This window comes from Vineibacter terrae (assembly GCF_008039615.1).
GTDB classification, from domain to species: domain Bacteria; phylum Pseudomonadota; class Alphaproteobacteria; order Reyranellales; family Reyranellaceae; genus Vineibacter; species Vineibacter terrae.
Genome location: NZ_VDUZ01000003.1, coordinates 81,431 through 98,075, shown reverse-complemented (window position 1 = coordinate 98,075; position 16,645 = coordinate 81,431). Strand labels below are relative to the sequence as shown.

Genomic DNA, 16,645 nt, shown 5'->3' with positions numbered 1-16,645 from the left:
CGCTTTCGCTCCAGGCGAGTGCGCGCGTGGACGCGCGCGGTTCACAAAAGTCACTCCCCCTGGGTCGACAGCAGGCCCTTGCGGCGGGCGCCGTTGAAGAGCCACATGAAGCAGCCGAACCCGAGCACGAGGTACACCACGCTGAGCGCCAGCGCGCCGGCCAGCAGCTCCGGCCGCACGGCGTGGTTGGCCAGCACCGCGCGCATGCCTTCGAAGACATAGGCCGGCGGCAACGCCCAGGCGACCGGCTGCAGCCAGGCCGGCAGCACGGCGATGGGGTAGTACACGCCGCTCACCGGCAGCAGGATGAAGACCGCGGCCCAGGCGAAGGTCTCGGCGCCCAGCCCCTTGCGCAGCACCATGCCCGAGATCGCCAGCCCCACGCCCCAGCCGAACATCTGCAGCGCGAAGAAGAACACCAGCAGCGGCCAGCCCAGGGAGTAGATCGAGAAGCCGAAGAAGGCGATGGTGAGGATCGTCACCGGCACCATGCCGACGACGGTGCGGATCAGGCTCATGGTAACGATGCCGGCAGCGAACTCGATCGGCCGCAGCGGGCTGGCGAAGAGATGGCCGAGATTGCGCGACCACATCTCCTCCAGGAACGAGATCGAGAGCCCGAGCTGGCCGCGCACCAGCACATCCCACAGCAGCATGCCCGACAGCAGGACGCCGAAGGCCTGGGCCACGTAGCTGGTCTGCCGCGCCAGGAACTCGCTGAGGAAGCCCCACATCACCATCTGGACGGCCGGCCAGTAGGCGAGCTCCAGGATGCGCAGCCACGAGCCGCGCAAGATATACCAGTGGCGCAGCACCAGGGCCGCCACCCGGGTCAGCGGCGATCCGCTCGCCGCCGCGGCCGTCGTCATCGCACCGCCTCCACCTTGCGCAGCGCCTCGATGCTGCGGCCGCGGCCGCGCGCCATGTCGAGGAACACCTCTTCCATGCTCTCGCGCCCGAAGCGCGCGATCAGCTCGGCTGGCGAGCCGCGGTCGAAGACCCGGCCGGTCTGCATCAGGATCACGTCATCGCACAGGCGCTCGACCTCCTGCATGTTGTGCGACGCCAGCAGGATCGTGGCGCCGGTCTGGCGCTGGTAATCCTTCAGCAGCGTCCGCACCCAGTCGGCCGTGTCCGGATCGAGCGACGCGGTCGGCTCGTCCAGCAGCAGCACGGACGGGGTGTTGACCAGCGCCTTGGCCAGGGTGACCCGCGTCTTCTGCCCCGACGAGAGGTGTCCGAACGGCCGGTCGAGATGGTCCACGAGGTCGAGCTGGCCGGCCAGCGCGTCGATCCGCCTGGCGAGGTCAGGCACGCCGTACAGCCGGCCGTAGACGGTGAGGTTCTGGCGCGCGGTCAGGCGGTGCGGCAGGTCGACATAAGGCGACGACAAATTCATGCGCGGCAGCACGCGGAAGCGATGGCGCAGCATGTCCTCGCCCAGGATGCGGATCTGGCCCGAGGTCGGCACCAGCAGGCCCAGCAGCATGGAGATGGTGGTGGTCTTGCCCGCACCGTTGCCGCCCAGCAGGCCCAGCACGGCGCCGCCGGGCACGGCGAACGTCAGATCGTCGACGGCGACGATCTTGTCGTACACCTTGCGCAGGTTGCGCACATCGAGGACGGCGTACATGGGTTCATCCAGTTCCGAGCAGCCTGTCATTCCGTCCGATAGTGTCATCCCGAGCGCAGCGAGGGATCTCCTGAGGATCGAGGCTCCGCTCGCGGGAGATTCCTCGCTGCGCTCGGGATGACGGTATTGGTGTCACGAGGCCGCGCGGATGCCGGCCTCGATGCGGTCCATCGCCGCGCTCAGCCGCTCGGTGCCGGAGGCGAAGCACAGGCGGAAATTGCCCTCGCCGCCCGGGCCGAAGGCGACGCCGGGCGCGATCCCGACCTGGTGGTCGGTGACCAGCTTCTTGGCAAAGGCCAGGCTGTCGCTGATGCCGTCGACCGAGAAGAAGGCATAGAACGCCGCCTCCGGACGCGCCACCTTGACCTGCGGCAGCGCCGACAGGCGCTGGAAGACCAGCTCGCCGCCGGCACGGCAGCGGTCCACCATCGACCTCACGAAGTCGTCGCCATGCTCGATCGCCGCCACCGCGCCGCGCTGCAGGAAGGCCGGCGAGCCGCTGAGGTTGAACTGCAGCAGCTTGGCGATCTCCTCGCCGAGGCTGTCGGGCGAGGTGATCCAGCCCAGCCGCCAGCCGGTCATCGCCCAGGGCTTGGAAAAGCTCTGCAGCACGATCAGCGGATCGTCGGGCGCGGCGTGCTCGAGGAAAGACGGCGCGTGCGGCGCGTTGTAGACGATGCGGGCATAGACCTCGTCGGCCATCACCCAGATACCGCGGGCACGCGCGAACTCCAGGATCGCCTTCTGCTGCGCCGACGGCATGGTCCAGCCGGTCGGGTTGCTGGGCGAGTTCACGAAGATGGCGCGCGTGCGCTCGTCGACGGCGTCGAACAGCTTGTCGAGGTCGAGCGACCAGTTCACCCCGTCGGCGCGCTCCAGCAGCACCGGCTTGCTGATGCCGCGCACGATGCTGAGCGCCGAGACGATGTTGGGCCATACCGGCGAGACGACCACGATGTTGTCGCCGGGGTCGATCAGCGCCTGGCAGGTCAGGATGATGGCCTGCATGCCCGAGCCGGTGACGGTGATGCGCTCGGCGCCACAGTCGATGCCGTAGAGCGCGCCGGTGTAGCGCGCGATCGCGTCGCGCAGCTCCGGGATGCCGCGCTGCCAGGTATAGAAGGTCTCGCCGGCCTGCATGGCGCGCTCGGCGGCATCGCAGATGAAGCGCGGCGTCGGCAGGTCGCCCTCGCCGAACCACAGCGGGATCACGTCGGGATTGCCGCGCCCGACGGCCGCGACATCGCCGATCCTCGAGGTCGGGATGTCGGCGATGTGGCCGCTGATCGGGGCCTTGGCGCCGGGCAGGAACGCACGCGAGGGGAGCATCAAAAAATCTCGCTCTATCAATGACTTGGCCTAAGCCTCGTCGAGGCGAAGGGCCGCACTATGTCAGGGGTCGGGGGTTATCTCAAGGCAGGCGCACAACCGCCGGGGCCATGGGCGCCCTTGCACAGAAAAATTGATCTCCAGTCGAGAATGGTGTATGGATATCATCAGAGCATCGAGTGCTGCGAATCGCAGGTCGCTGATACATCCGTCATCCCGAGCGCAGCGAGGGATGACAGTCGCCCGACTCACCTTCCACCGATAGCCGACCCAGGTTTCCGGTAATTTCCGGTAGTCGGCAGCAGCCGGCCAAGCCTCTGCAAACGCTGATGAATTGCGTTCCCGGTAAATCCGGCATCAACTTTTCTCCCGTGCGTCGGGACACAAGCTGGCACAGCCGGCTGGCACCCCCTCGCTCACGTGCTAGCGTATGAGGACAATGATCGACCCCGAACAACGCTTCACCTACTCGCCGATCATCGAGCGGCCGAAGCTGGCATGGCCCGACAATGCGCGCGTCGCGGTCTGGGTCGTGCCCAACATCGAGCACTATGAGTACATCCCGGCCGAGGTGCGCGTGCGCGATCCCTGGCCGCGGCAGCCGCATCCCGACGTGCTGGGCTATGGCGGGCGCGACTACGGCAACCGCGTCGGCCTGTGGCGCATGTTCGAGGTGCTGGACAGGCACGCCATCCGCTGCACCGTGTCGCTGTCGCTGTCCGTGATCGAGATGTATCCCGAGATCCTGGAGGCGATGGAGGCGCGGCGCTGGGAGTACATGTCGCACGGCCTCTACAACACGCGCTACCACTGGAACTACGGCGAGGACGAGGAGCGTGCCGCGATCGCACGCTGCTGCGAGATCCACGAGCGCCTCACCGGGCGCAAGCTGCGCGGCTGGTTCTCGCCCGCCGTGTCCTTCACCGCCAACACGCCCGACCTCGTGGCCGAGGCCGGCATCACCTACTACTGCGACTTCTACCACGACGACCAGCCGACGCCGATCCGCGTGCGCAGCGGCAACCTGATCAGCATCCCCTACTCGATGGATATCAACGATGCGCTGATCTATCGCCAGCCGCTGGAGGCCGCCGAGTTCGCGCAGATGATCATCGACCATTTCGACACGGTCTATCGCGAAGGCGCCACGCAGCCGCGCGTGATGTGCATCGCGCTGCATCCCTACATGATGGGCGCGCCGCACCGGGTGAAGCATCTCGACCGGGCGCTGGCCTATATCCGCAGCCACAGCGACGCCTGGATCACCACGGGCGCCGAGATCGCCGACTGGTACATCGCGCACGGGCTCGCCCCCTACCGCCAGCACCTGGGAGGCGAGGCATGAGCGGGTCGGACTACATACGTCCCTCCCCACGCGACAGCGTGGGGAGGTGCCCCGAAGGGGCGGAGGGGAGCCGACGCGGTGTCTCCTATCGAGAGACCACGTCGGCTCCCCATCCGGCCTTCGGCCACCTTCCCCGCAAGCGGGGAAGGAGTGATCTGCCATGACCGACCGCATCCCCTCGGGCATGGACAACCCCTACTACACGTTCTCGCCCATCGACCGGCGGCCGGCGCTGGCGTGGCCCAACGGCAACCGCATCGCGTTCTGGGTGATGCTGGCGATCGAGCACTGGGAGCTGCAGCCGCCGCCCGGCGCGCATCGTGACCCGCGCTTCGTGGGCGAGTACGGCAGCTACGAGCCCGACTACCGCACCTGGACGCAGCGCGAATACGGCAACCGCGTCGCCATCTTCCGTGTCCTGGATGTGCTCGACCGCCACGGCATCAAGGCGACCGTCGCGCTCAACAGCGCGGCAGCCAAGCGCTATCCCTACCTCGTCGAGCAGTGCCGGCGGCGCGGCTACGAGTTCATCGGCCATGGCAGCCATGCCACGCGCATGCTGACCGCCAGGATGAGCGAGGAAGAGGAGCGCGCCGCCATCCGCGATGCGCTCGACACGCTGGGCCGCACCACCGGCAAGCGGCCGCGCGGCTGGCACGGGCAGGACCACGGCGAATCGCAGCGCACGCCGCGGCTGCTGGCCGAGGCAGGGCTCGATTTCGTAGCCGACTGGCCCAACGACGACCAGCCCTACACCATGACCCTGGACAGGCGGTTCGTCTCGCTGCCGGCGCAGCCGGAATGGGACGACGTGCAGCTCCTGCTGCTGCGCCGGCTGACGATGCCGCGCTATCCCGACATCGTCGGCGAGGCGTTCGACGGCCTGCATGCCGAGGGCGGCCGCGTCTTCTGCCTGGCGCTGCATCCCTGGCTGATCGGCATGGCCCACCGCATCGCCTATCTCGACGCCGCGCTCGAGCGGATCACGAGCCGGCCCCAGGTCTGGCAGGCGACCGCCAGCGAGATCGTCGATGCCTTCAACCATGCCGCGCCGCGGTAAGGAGGTCGGCATCGCTTATAACCTGGCACGTAATTGAAGCCGCCGCATCGGGGTCCAATATGCCGGCAGCCAGGTCGTGAGCTCACCCGATGCCGCAGATCGCCTTCGCCGGAACATTCGCCGCCAGCCTTGCGCCCCAGGTGCGGCAGCGCCTGGGCGCCGGCTACGACATCGTCGTCGATGACGAGGCCGGCATCGTGGCCCACCTGCCGGGTGTCGACATGCTGGTGACGTTGGCCTTCAATCGCGCGATGGGCGCTGCCGCAAGCCGACTGAAGCTCGTTCAGGTGCCCGGCGCCGGCCTCGACCGCATCGACCGCTCCGCGCTGCCGGCCGCCACGTGGCTCGCCAACGCCTATGGCCACGATACCGGGATCGCCGAATACATCATCGGCGCGATGCTCGCCACGCAGCGCAGCTTCGGCCGGCTCGATGCGCGCCTGCGCACGGGCGCCTGGGACAGCCAATGGGCGACGGACGCGCCGCCGCCACCGCCATGGCCGGAGCTGGCCGGCAAGACGCTGTGCATCCTGGGCTACGGCCATATCGGCCAGGCCCTGGCACGGCGCGCCCGCGCCTTCGACATGGACGTGCGCGCGCTGCGGCGCGACGTGTCGGGTGGCGCCGACGAAACGCTGAGCTTCCTCGGCGGCCCGCAGTCGCTGCCCGAGCTGCTGGCATGCGCCGACTACCTGGCCGTCACGCTGTCGCTCAACCAAGAGACGCGCGGCCTGCTGGGCGCGCCCGAGCTGGCGCTGATGAAGCCATCTTCGATCCTGATCAACGTGGCGCGCGCCGAGATCATCGACGAGGACGCGCTGTACCGCGCGCTGGCGGAAGGCCGCATCGCCGGCGCCGCGCTCGATGTCTGGTGGCGCTATCCGGCCGGCGCCGGCCCAACCTTGCCCAGCCGGCAGCCGTTCCACACCCTGCCCAACGTGCTGATGACACCGCACGTGTCGGGATGGACCGAGGGCATGCTGGATGCGCGGGCCGCGATCATCGCGGAAAACATCCAGCGTGTTGCGCGAGGCGAGAGGCCGGTGAACTTGATCGCGCCGCAAGCCGCCTGATCGCCGTATGATGACGACAAGCGAATAGGAACCCCATCGTGCGCCTGCCCTTCTTCTACGGCTGGATCATCGTCGCCGTCGTCTTCGTGACCATGGCGCTGGGTGTCAACGCCCGCACCGCGTTCTCGCTGCTGCTGCCGCCGATCCTGGGCGAGTTCGGCTGGCAGCGTGGCGTGGTCGCCGGCGCGTTCTCCTTCGGCTTCCTCGTCTCGGCAGCGCTCAGCCCGGCGCTGGGCTGGCTGATGGACCGGCGCGGCCCGAAGGTGGTGATGGAGCTGGGCGTCGTGCTGATGGGCGCCGGGCTGCTGCTGGCCAGCTACGTCACCCAGCCCTGGCATCTCTATGCCACGCTCGGCGTGCTGGTGGGCGGCGGCAGCATCTGCCTGGGCTACACCGGACAGTCGTTGTTCCTGCCCAACTGGTTCGTGCGCCGCCGCGGCCTGGCGCTGAGCCTGGCGTTCGCCGGCGTCGGTGTCGGCTCGATCGTGCTGCTGCCCTGGATGCAGGCGTTCATGGACCGCACCGATTGGCGCACCGCCTGCTGGACGCTGGGCGTGGTGGTGCTGGTGGTGCTGGCGCCGCTGAACCTGCTGCTGTGGCGCCGGCCCGAGGATCTCGGGCTGCGGCCGGACGGCGACGCCCACAGCCCGGGCGCGACCACGGCCGGGCCGGCGGCCAATATCGTCGACCCGGCCTGGGCCGCCATCGACTGGACCCTGGCGCGGGCGCTGCGCACCAGCCGGTTCTGGTGGATCGCCGTGGCCTATATCAGCGGCCTCTATGCCTGGTACGCGGTCCAGGTGCACCAGACCAAGTACCTGGTCGAGATCGGCTTCTCGACCTCCGACGCCGCCTGGGCGCTGGGCGCCGTCAGCCTGGTGGCCGTGCCCGGCCAGATCGCGCTGGGCCATATATCGGACCGGATCGGCCGCGAGTGGGTATGGACGGTGGCCTGCGTCGGCTTCGTGATCTGCTACCTGGCGCTGATCGCGATGGAGCACCTGCCCTCGCCGGCGCTGCTGTGGCTGATGGTGGTGGCCCAGGGGGCGCTGGGCTACGGCTACACCTCGGTGATGGGCGCGATCGTGGCCGAGATCTTCCAGGGCCGCCATTATGGTGTGATCTTCGGCACCGTGATGCTGCTGATGATCGGCGGCGGCGCCGCCGGCCCGTGGCTGACCGGCATCATCTACGATGTCGCCGGCAGCTACGCCCCGGGCTTCTGGATCTCGGCCGGGCTGAGCGTGATCTCCGCGATCGCGATCTGGTTCGCTTCCCCGCGCAAGGTGCGGGCGGTGGCCGGCCAGATCCACCGCATCGTGCGCCCGAAGCCGGCCTGACCCGGGGCGTCTTATGGCCGGGCCTGTTCACCCCCATAGGCGCTTGGTGGCGATGCGGGCGCCCTCGGCGGCGGCCTGCAGCTTGGCCCAGACCACGTCGGGTGCCACGAACTCGTAGCCGGCGAAGGTGCCGAAGCCGCAATCCGTGCTGGCGATGACCCGCGTGCGGTCGCCCACCGCCGCCACCGCCTCGCAGATGCGGTTGGCCACCACCTCGGGGTGCTCGACGTAGTTGGTGGTCGAATCGAGCACGCCCGGCAGCAGCACCATCCCGGCCGGCAGCTTCTGCCGCTTCAGCTCGGCATACTCATGCTGGTGCCGCGGGTTGGCGAACTCAAGGCTGAGGCCGCCGACACGCGCCTGGTAGAGCAGCGGCAGGATCTCGCCCACGGGCACGTCGTGCACATGCGGGCCCTCCCAGTTGCCCCAGCAGCAATGCAGCCGCACGCGATCGCGCGGGATGTTGGCCAGGGCCTCGTTCAGCGCCGCGACATGCAGCTCGACGACGGCCAGGAACTCGGCCAGCGGCTTATCCTGGAACAGCACGACCCGCTCCATCGCCAGGTCGGGTGCATCGAGCTGCAGCACATAGCCCCGCGCCACGATCAGCTCGTATTCCTTCCGCATCTCGCGGGCGAGCGCGAACACGTACTTCTCGTGGCTGTCATACCAGGCGTTCAGCATCGTGGTGGCGATGATGCCGGGCGACGCCGCGGTCATGAAGCGCTCCACATAGCGGCCGGCATGCTTGGCGCTCGCGGCCTCGAACAGCGCGCATTCCGCTTCGGCCGCCGACAGATCGTCGTAGCGCACCTCGGCGATGGCCTGCGGCGCATCGCGCACCTTCGAGCGCCGCGCGAAACGCGACGCCATGGCCTTGGCGAAGTCCGGGAAGTCGCGGTAGTCGGTCGGGAATGGCCGGCTCGAGGCGCCGCCGAAGCCCTTCATGCGCTGCGGCACATAGGTCTGGAAGCCCACCCGCGGCTGCTCACCGTCATTGATGATATCGACGCCGGCCGCGATCTGCCGCTCGACCACCGCCGCGACCGCCGCTTGCGCCTCGCGCGCCAGCAGCGCCGTGTCGATCGCCTCGTCGCGCTCCTGGCGGATCAGCAGGTCGGTGAGCGCCGGCGATCGCGGCAGGCTGCCGACATGCGTTGTCAGGATGCGATCGGTGCTGAGGTGCATCGCTTTCTCCCTGGCGTGTGTCGCCCCAGCGTATCATGGCGCTTGCCGTTGAGCCGCGGCCGGCGCGTGCAGGCCCTGCACCGGCGATCCCAGCAGGGCTTTGCGCCGATCGCCGGCCTCGCGCATGAAGGGCTGCGGCCGCGCGAAATAGGCGCTGGGCGACATGTCGAGGAAATAGTGGAAGTCCCGGATGAAATGCGACTGATCGACATAGTGATCATCGATCAGTCCGCTCCAGCCGCCGGCCTTGACCTCGCGGATGGCCGCCAGGGTGCGCAGGAACCGCTGACGCCGCAGCAGGCGGCTGGGACGCAGGCCGAGATAGCGCTGGCACAGCCGCTCGAGCTGCCGCGGCACCACGCCGACCTGGTCCGCCCAATCCTCGACCGAGCTTGTCTCCGCGTCGACCAGGACGGCATGGATGTCGCGCACGATCGGCGCTGCCGGCGACGGCCGGCGCCGCTTGCCCGTGAAGAAGCGATCCAGGATCGCCAGCGCATCGCCGTCCGATGCTGCCGCACGCAGGGCCGGCAGGAGGTCGTCAGCACCGCTGCCCAGCGCGTCTGACAACGGCCGCAGCCGATTGGCGAAGGCATTCGCCGGCTGATCCGTCAGCTCGACCCAGCCCTGCGGCAGGAGGCCCGCCCCGATCAGGATTCCCGGCGTTCCCCGGACCACGGCGCCGCGCTCCAGCGCGCCGCTCATCGCGGCCGGCGGCACCGGCTGCGCGGCCTGGCCAATCAACCGTGCCCGCCATTTTCCCGACAGGACCAGGCGCACATTCGCCCATTCCGGATGGACCATGTCCTCGACCGGCTCCGATCCCGCGACACGCAGGATGTAGTAGGTCGAGATCGCATGGCGCAGCTCCGGCGCCGGCAGATGAAAGCTGACTGTCGCCTGCGACATCATCATCCCCGGCTTCGCGGCGCGGCAGGGAACACGCCATCTTGTCGCGTTTGTACAATCGCCACCGGCCGCCCTCCACTACAATCCACGAATCTGCCCGTCTTGCGCCGCATCCGGCAGGCCCTGGAGGTCACGATGTCCCCGGCTCCGTACGTGATCGACGTCATCAACTGCGACAACACCGACACGGCCAACTACTGGACCGACCTGCTGAAGCCCCATTCGTCGCGGATCATCCCCATCGGCCCGATGTCCAACGCCGTCTCGGCGATGCTTGACCTGGTCCATGCGGCCGTCGGCGGCAGGACCGGCAGCATACGCTGCCTCGCGCTCTGGGGGCACGGGCTGGTCGACCGGGACCACAAGGGCATCGGCGTGCACGCCGTTTCAAGCGGCTGGGACGGCGATGTGCACCGCTCGACCTTCCGGCTCGACACCCTGACCCAGCTCGGCAGCCGCCTGGAGCGGCTGTCCGGGATCTTCGCGCCGGGCGCCCGGGTCGAGCTGCGCGGCTGCGGCGTGGCACGCGGCGAGGGTCCGAGCGTGATGAAGAAGCTGGCCGCGGCCTGGGGCGTCGAGGTGCAGGCCGGTGAAGGCAACGGCCAGGCGCTCGACTGGGCGCCACCGGTCCAGGCCGCCTTCCCCGACGGCTCGGTGCGCGTCGTGCCGGGCATACCCTACGACAGGCGGCGCTGAGCTCAGCGCGCCGCGGCAGCATCCTGCGGCGCGGGATAGCCGGCAAACAGGTCGCCAAGCCCGTCGAACAGCCCGATCATCCGCGCCCGCCAGGCGTGCACGGCGCTGTCTTCCGACAGGATCTCGCCGGGGCTTCCCAGCCGCGCCCATTGGAAGAAGGAGAACACGGCGTAGTCGGCATAGGTCGGCGCCGCGCCGCCAAGGAACGCCTGTCCGGCCAGGGTCCGCTCCAGCGGCCCCATCGCGCGGCGAAAGCTCGCCATCGCCGTGGCGCGATCGGCGCAGGCCTCCTCCAGCGTCATGCCCAGCTCGCGCTCGCGCGATTGGCGGAAATAGGCGCGATCGCCGGCATCGAGGCACCAGACGAAATCGGCGTATATCAGCCGCCGCATCAACGGCGCCAGCGCGGTATCGGCCCAGACCGTGATGAAGCGCGCCATGCCGCGGGCGGCCTCGTTGCCGAACAGCGGCGGCCGGTCCGGGAACCGCTCTTCCAGGTGCACGGCGATGTTCCAGCTGTCGTGAACGACGCGGTCGCCGTCGACAAGGACCGGGACCATGTGCTGGCCGCTCAGGCGCCTGACCGTCTCGACATCCGCGAACCGCATCGGCACATAGTCGACGGCCACCCCCTTGTGACGCAGCGCGTAGCGGATGCGCCAGGAGAACGGGCTGGGCCGCCGCCCTTCGTGACCAACGCGCTCGTACAGGATCAGGCTCATCGTGCGCTCCTCGTGTGATGGGCCGCAAACCAACCGTATAACCTCACCCTCGGCAAGCGCTCTTCACCGACTTCCCGCGCTTGGCACGCGCCGTGCACGGCTTGAGCCGCCTTGGCCGATGTGCTTCGCTCGCGGCTCGGCTTCACCGGGGGGATACGATGCGCCATTCCAACCCTTCGCTGGCGATGCTGGCCGCAGCCGGGATCAGCCTGCTGCTCGTCACGCGCCTCGCCATGGCCCAGACCGACAAGCCGATCACCGTCGGCCTGGACGGCACGTTCGCGCCGCATGCCATGCCCAAGGTCGGCGGCAAGCCGGGCGAGGTCGAAGGCTTCAATGTCGACCTGGCCACCGAGGTCGCCAAGCGGCTGAAGCGGCCGATCAACATCGTGGCGCAGGAGTTCTCCGGCCTGATCCCGGCGCTCAATGCCGGCCGCTTCGACTGGCTGGCGGCACCGACCACCGTCACCCCGGAGCGGGCCAAGAACCTGCTGTTCACCGAGGGCTACCTGAACACCTACTATCAGCTCGTGCTCAAGAAGAGCGCCCCGGATATCGCCGGCCTCGATGCCCTCAAGGGCAAGAAGATCACCGTCAACAAGGGCTCGGCCTATGACAAATGGGCCGACACCAACAAGGACAGGTATGGCTTCGAGGTGCTGGCCTTCCCGACCCAGACCGATGCGGTCCAGGCGGTGATGGCCGGCCGGGCCGATGCCAATCTCGGTGGCAACACCGTGGTGGCATGGGCGGCCAAGCAGAACCCGACCCTGAAGCTGGGCGCCAGGATCGACGAAGGCCTGATGTGGGCGGCGCCCTTCCGCAAGGACGACGTCGCCGGCCGCAACCTGGTCGAGAACGCGATCGAATGCATGAAGCTCGACGGCACCATCGCCCGGCTGCACGAGAAATGGTTCGGCATCAAGCCGGAGCCGGGATCGGCGGCGGTCACCGTCTTCAAGGGCTACGGCGTGCCCGGCACGGATGGCTACGACCCGACCGAGCACAAGCCGCAGTGCGGGTGAGGTGCCGGCAGAATCTCCGACCATGGCGGCTGCTGGGCGCCACATCCTCGATGTGCGCGGGCTGCACAAGAGCTTCGGCACCTTGGCGGTGCTGAAGGGAATAGATTTCCGGCTGCGCGAGCGGGAGCTGGCCTTCGTCATCGGGCCTTCCGGCTCGGGCAAGAGCACCTTCCTGCGCTGCTGCAATCGGCTCGAGGAGCCCACCAGCGGCTCGATCCATGTCGACGGCACCGACATCCTGGCGCCGGGCGTCGACATCAATGCCGTGCGCCGCCGCATCGGCATGGTGTTCCAGTCGTTCAACCTCTATCCGCACATGACGGCGCTGGGCAACGTGACGCTGGCCCTGCGGCTGGCGTCGCGCAAATCGAAGGCCGAGGCGCTCGAGATCGGCCGCGCCGCCCTGGCGCGGGTCGGCCTCGCCCACAAGGCCCAGGCCCATCCCGGCGAGCTGAGCGGCGGTCAGCAGCAGCGGGTCGCCATCGCGCGGGCGCTGGCGCTGGAGCCCAAGATCGTGCTGTTCGACGAGCCGACCAGCGCGCTCGATCCCGAGCTGGTGGGCTCGGTCCTGCAGGTGATGCGCGATTTGCGCGAGACGGGCATGACCATGCTGGTGGTGAGCCACGAGCTGCAGTTCGCGCGCGCCGCCGCCGACCGGGTCGTCTTCATGGAGGACGGCGTGATCGTCGAGCAAGGCCCGCCGGAGCAGGTCTTCGGCGCACCGCAGCAGGCCCGCACCCGGGCTTTCGTGGCCCGCATCGACGGACACCGGTGATGCCCTTCGGACCGCGGGCGTCCACGCCCGCAATCGCCCGCAGCGCAAGCGAAGGGCGGTCTCGTTTCGGTTCGGCGCGTTGCGCCGATGCGGGCGTGGACGCCCGCGGTCCGACATAGGATGCACCATGGACCGCTTCCTCTTCACGTTCTTCAACGGCGAGGTGATGTGGGAGTACCTGCCCAAGATCCTCTCGGGCATGTGGGTCACGACCTATCTCGCCGCTTTCGTCATCGCCACGGGCCTGGCCCTGGGGCTGCTGCTGGCGGTGCTGCGCTCGACCCTGTCGCAGAAGATGCCGGCGCCATTGTCATGGCTGGCCGAAGCGCTACGGCTGCTGATCATCTTCTTCGTCGACGTGATGCGCTCGGTGCCGCCACTGGTCCTGATCGTGCTGTTCTTCTACGGCCTGCCGGCGCTGGGGCTCGATATCGCCGGGCTGGGCGCGACGTGGCTGGCGCTGTCGCTGGTGCTGGCCGCCTTCGCCGAGGAGATCTACTGGGCCGGGCTGATCGCCGTCGCCAAGGGGCAATGGGAAGCCGCGCGCTCGACCGGCCTGGGCTTCCTGCAGACCTTGATCTACGTGGTCCTGCCGCAGGCGATCCGGCTCACCGTCCCGCCGCTCACCAACCGCACGATCGCCATCACCAAGGGCACGGCGCTGGGCCAGGTCGTGGCGGTGCAGGAGATCCTGTACCAGGCCTATAGCGGCCTCTCCTTCTCGTCGAACCCCTCGCCGCTGACCCTGGGCGCGCTCGCCTACCTCGTGCTGTTCCTGCCGGTGGTCGTCGCCGGCCGCTGGATCGAGACACGCTTCGCGTGGCGGCGATGAGGCCCGGAGCATGAGCGACGTCACCGCCCTCTTCTTCAATGCCGAGATCATGGCCAAGACCGCGGGCTTCCTGCTCGACGGCCTGTGGATGACCGTGCTGCTCTGCCTGGTGGTGATCCCCGTGGGCGCGCTCGGCGGGTTGGTGGTGGCGGTGCTCGCGGCGCTGAAGCGGCGCTGGCTGAACATCGCGCTGGTGATCTATGTCGACGTCTTCCGCGCCCTGCCGCCGCTGGTGCTGCTGGTCTTCGTCTACAACGTGCCGCCGTTCGCAGGCTACAAGATCTCCGAGCTCGAGGCGGTGGTGATCGCCTTCCTGCTCAACACCTCGAGCTACTACGGCGAGATCTTCCGTGCCGGGATCGAGAGCGTCGGTCGCGGCCAATGGGAAGCCGCGCGCTCGACCGGCCTGGGCTGGTGGCAGACCATGGGCTGGGTGGTGTTGCCGCAGGCCGTGCGCAACGTCCTGCCCGACCTGGTCAGCAACACCCTGGAGGTTGCCAAGCTGACATCGATCGCCAGCGTGATCGCGCTGCATGAGCTGATGTTCGCGGCCCGCTCGGCGCAGCAGGCAACCTTCAACTATTCGCCCCTGATCCTGGCCACGGTGATCTATTTCGTGCTGCTGTGGCCGGTGGTACGGTTGCTGAGCCGCCTGGAGCACCGGAAGATCGCGGCACGCTAAGTCCCGGGAGTCCTGCATGGCCGAGCGTATCCTGGTGATCAACCCCAACTCCACCGAGGCCTGCACGCAGGGCATCGACGAGGCGATGGTGCCGCTGCGCATGGCGGGCGGGCCGCAGATCGAGTGCATGACCCTGAAGGAAGGTCCGCCCGGCGTGCAGAGCCAGGCCGATGTCGAGCGGGTGGTGCAGCCGCTGGCACGCACCGTGGCGGCACGCGACAACGACTGCGACGCGTTCGTCATCGCCTGCTTCAGCGATCCCGGCCTGCATGTCTGCCGCGAGGCCACGCGCAGGCCGGTCCTGGGCATCGCCGAGAGCGGCATCCTGACGGCGCTGACCCTGGGCCAGCGCTTCGGCGTGATCGCGATCCTCAAGACCTCGATCCCGCGGCATCTGCGCTATGTCGGCCAGATGGGGGTGCAGGCCCGCTTCGCGGGCGACCGCGCTGTCGGCCTGGGCGTCGTGGAGCTCGCCGACGAGGCCCGTACCCTGTCGCGCATGATCGATACGGGCACGGCGCTGCGCGACCAGGACGGCGCCGACGTGCTCGTGATGGGCTGCGCCGGCATGGCGCGCTACCGCGACCGCCTGCAGCAGGCAGTCGGCGTGCCCGTCGTCGAGCCGACCCAGGCGGCGGTCGCCATGGCCATCGGCCAGGCGCGGCTGAAATGGGCCGCGTGAGGGCCTTCCTCCTGGGACCGCGGGCGTCCACGCCCGCAATCGCCCGAAGCGAAAGCGCAGGGCGAGCCACCTTCCTCCAGTCGGCGCTTCGCGCCGATGCGGGCGTGGACGCCCGCGGTCCGAAGGCACCATGAGATTGAAACGGCGCACCTTCCTCGCCGCCTCCAGCGCCACCGGCTTGCTGCAACCACCCTACCCCGCCGTTGCGCAGCCCGGCCCGACGATAGGCGGCCAGCTCTACCAGCTGGTCACCGGCTACAGCCAGTGGCCGCACCATCGCACCGGCACGCCGGAAGGCAAGGCGACGGTCGACTGGGTCGAGGCCCAGCTGCGCGAGCGTAGCGCGGCGACCAGCCGCTGGTCGTACGGCTATGAGCGCTATGACTGGCAGGCCTCCGTCACGGTCGACGGCCAACCTGTCGAGGCCCTGCCCCTGTACTACGAGGGCGTCGGCGAGCTTGCGACCGACGCGCCCTTCGTGCGGCCGGTGACGCTGGCCAACAATTTCGACACGGCGGACCTCGAGCAGGCGCTGGCCGAGGCCAAAGGCAGCGACCTGCGCCTGTGCGTGCTCCTCACCTTCGGCAAGTTCGGCGCCCTGCCGCCGCGTCCCGGGCTGGTGGGCATCAACGTCGATCCCGACAAGCCGACCTCAGGCCTGCCGACCCTGCTGGTGTCGGGCGTGCATCTCGATGCGATGGCCGGCGGCACGGTGGGCGCCACGATCAGCGCCAAGCGCGTGCCCGACCGGGCGGAGAACCTGATCGCGCGCTTCGGCAGCGGCATCGGTGCGCCGCTCGTGATCACCACCCCGCTCACGGGGTGGTTCACATGCGCCGGCGAACGCGGCACCGGCATCGCCGTGGCGTTGGAGCTGGCGCGTGAGATGGCCGCCGCGATGCCGGTCGTGGTCATCGCCACGACAGGACACGAGCTGGAGAACTACGGCATCCGCCAGCAGCTCACGGCCGGCCTGGACTTTGCGCCGCTTGCCGTCGTCCATATCGGCGCCTCGCTGGCGGCCGGCTGGTTTCCGCCCGGCTCGGCCGCGCTGCAGCTCTCTCCCGGGCGGCTGGCGTCGGCCAACCGGCCGCTCGATGCCGACACGCCGCTCACCGCCGCCATGAAGGCCGGCGGCTTCCAGCTCGTGCCGCACTTCTTCGGCGAGGCCAAGGCCTGGGCCAAGCACCTGCCCGCGACCACGCCGCTGCTCTCCTTCGCCGGCAGCTTCCCGCTGTTCCACACGCCGCAGGACACGCCCGAGGCGGCGACCACGCCCGCGTTGCTGCAGGCCGCCTACGCCGCCGTGCGCGACGCGGTGAAGGCGGTGCTGTAGCCCTTCTCCCCGCCTGCG

General features: G+C 69.0%; 17 protein-coding genes. 11 read left to right on the top strand and 6 right to left on the bottom strand.

The features are described from left to right. Positions 1-50: 50 nt before the first annotated feature. The 3 genes from FHP25_RS03540 to FHP25_RS03530 all read right to left on the bottom strand — a co-directional run bounded on the left by FHP25_RS03540 (position 51) and on the right by FHP25_RS03530 (position 2,962). A complete protein-coding gene (locus FHP25_RS03540) occupies positions 51-869 on the bottom strand; it encodes an ABC transporter permease (RefSeq protein ID WP_147845519.1) in 819 nt (272 codons plus the stop codon). Further along, positions 866-1,633: an ABC transporter ATP-binding protein gene (locus FHP25_RS03535; protein WP_147845518.1), complete on the bottom strand. Its 768-nt coding sequence runs from the start codon at positions 1,631-1,633 to the stop codon at positions 866-868. Before FHP25_RS03535 ends, FHP25_RS03540 begins: the two co-directional genes overlap by 4 nt. 132 nt (positions 1,634-1,765) lie before the next feature. After that, positions 1,766-2,962 (bottom strand): pyridoxal phosphate-dependent aminotransferase, encoded by a 1,197-nt coding sequence (locus tag FHP25_RS03530; protein ID WP_147845517.1) that lies wholly within the window; start codon positions 2,960-2,962, stop codon positions 1,766-1,768. Between the two features lie 439 nt (positions 2,963-3,401). Between FHP25_RS03530 and FHP25_RS03525 the strand changes: the two genes are divergently transcribed. The 4 genes from FHP25_RS03525 to FHP25_RS03510 all read left to right on the top strand — a co-directional run bounded on the left by FHP25_RS03525 (position 3,402) and on the right by FHP25_RS03510 (position 7,780). Next, positions 3,402-4,307: a polysaccharide deacetylase family protein gene (locus tag FHP25_RS03525; protein WP_218578152.1), complete on the top strand. Its 906-nt coding sequence runs from the start codon at positions 3,402-3,404 to the stop codon at positions 4,305-4,307. 160 nt (positions 4,308-4,467) lie between these two features. Next, entirely contained in the window at positions 4,468-5,367 is a 900-nt protein-coding gene (locus tag FHP25_RS03520; protein ID WP_147845515.1) for a polysaccharide deacetylase family protein, read from the top strand. An 89-nt stretch (positions 5,368-5,456) separates the two neighbouring features. Next, the gene (locus FHP25_RS03515) at positions 5,457-6,440 is read left to right on the top strand and encodes a 2-hydroxyacid dehydrogenase (RefSeq protein WP_147845514.1); all 984 of its coding nucleotides are present in this window, start codon (positions 5,457-5,459) and stop codon (positions 6,438-6,440) included. A gap of 38 nt (positions 6,441-6,478) precedes the next feature. Then, complete coding sequence (locus FHP25_RS03510) at positions 6,479-7,780, top strand: MFS transporter (RefSeq protein ID WP_178133253.1); 1,302 nt, start codon at positions 6,479-6,481, stop codon at positions 7,778-7,780. A 27-nt stretch (positions 7,781-7,807) separates the two neighbouring features. Here FHP25_RS03510 and FHP25_RS03505 read toward each other — a convergent pair whose 3' ends face one another. Both FHP25_RS03505 and FHP25_RS03500 read right to left on the bottom strand, forming a co-directional pair. Beyond that, complete coding sequence (locus FHP25_RS03505; RefSeq protein WP_147845512.1) at positions 7,808-8,968, bottom strand: uroporphyrinogen decarboxylase/cobalamine-independent methonine synthase family protein; 1,161 nt, start codon at positions 8,966-8,968, stop codon at positions 7,808-7,810. Positions 8,969-9,001: 33 nt separating this feature from the next. Next, complete coding sequence (locus FHP25_RS03500) at positions 9,002-9,883, bottom strand: helix-turn-helix transcriptional regulator (RefSeq protein ID WP_147845511.1); 882 nt, start codon at positions 9,881-9,883, stop codon at positions 9,002-9,004. 129 nt (positions 9,884-10,012) lie between these two features. On the opposite strand from FHP25_RS03500, the gene FHP25_RS03495 reads away from it, so the two are divergent. Next, on the top strand, positions 10,013-10,573 hold the full coding sequence (locus FHP25_RS03495) for a hypothetical protein (protein WP_147845510.1): 561 nt from the start codon (positions 10,013-10,015) through the stop codon (positions 10,571-10,573). Positions 10,574-10,575: 2 nt separating this feature from the next. On the opposite strand, the gene FHP25_RS03490 is transcribed toward FHP25_RS03495, so the two are convergent. Continuing rightward, positions 10,576-11,295: a glutathione S-transferase N-terminal domain-containing protein gene (locus FHP25_RS03490; protein WP_147845509.1), complete on the bottom strand. Its 720-nt coding sequence runs from the start codon at positions 11,293-11,295 to the stop codon at positions 10,576-10,578. 158 nt (positions 11,296-11,453) lie between these two features. Between FHP25_RS03490 and FHP25_RS03485 the strand changes: the two genes are divergently transcribed. From FHP25_RS03485 to FHP25_RS03460, 6 genes are all read left to right on the top strand, one after another. Beyond that, complete coding sequence (locus FHP25_RS03485; RefSeq protein ID WP_147845508.1) at positions 11,454-12,320, top strand: transporter substrate-binding domain-containing protein; 867 nt, start codon at positions 11,454-11,456, stop codon at positions 12,318-12,320. Positions 12,321-12,342: 22 nt separating this feature from the next. After that, a complete protein-coding gene (locus FHP25_RS03480) occupies positions 12,343-13,095 on the top strand; it encodes an amino acid ABC transporter ATP-binding protein (RefSeq protein ID WP_147845507.1) in 753 nt (250 codons plus the stop codon). A gap of 127 nt (positions 13,096-13,222) precedes the next feature. Beyond that, complete coding sequence (locus tag FHP25_RS03475) at positions 13,223-13,927, top strand: amino acid ABC transporter permease (RefSeq protein ID WP_147845506.1); 705 nt, start codon at positions 13,223-13,225, stop codon at positions 13,925-13,927. 10 nt (positions 13,928-13,937) lie between these two features. Next, positions 13,938-14,609 carry an amino acid ABC transporter permease gene (locus FHP25_RS03470; RefSeq protein WP_147845505.1) on the top strand — a complete coding sequence of 224 codons (672 nt, stop codon included), beginning with the start codon at positions 13,938-13,940 and terminating at the stop codon, positions 14,607-14,609. A gap of 16 nt (positions 14,610-14,625) precedes the next feature. Beyond that, on the top strand, positions 14,626-15,291 hold the full coding sequence (locus FHP25_RS03465; protein WP_147845504.1) for an aspartate/glutamate racemase family protein: 666 nt from the start codon (positions 14,626-14,628) through the stop codon (positions 15,289-15,291). Between the two features lie 130 nt (positions 15,292-15,421). Beyond that, positions 15,422-16,627: a hypothetical protein gene (locus FHP25_RS03460; protein WP_147845503.1), complete on the top strand. Its 1,206-nt coding sequence runs from the start codon at positions 15,422-15,424 to the stop codon at positions 16,625-16,627. Positions 16,628-16,645 lie beyond the last annotated feature (18 nt).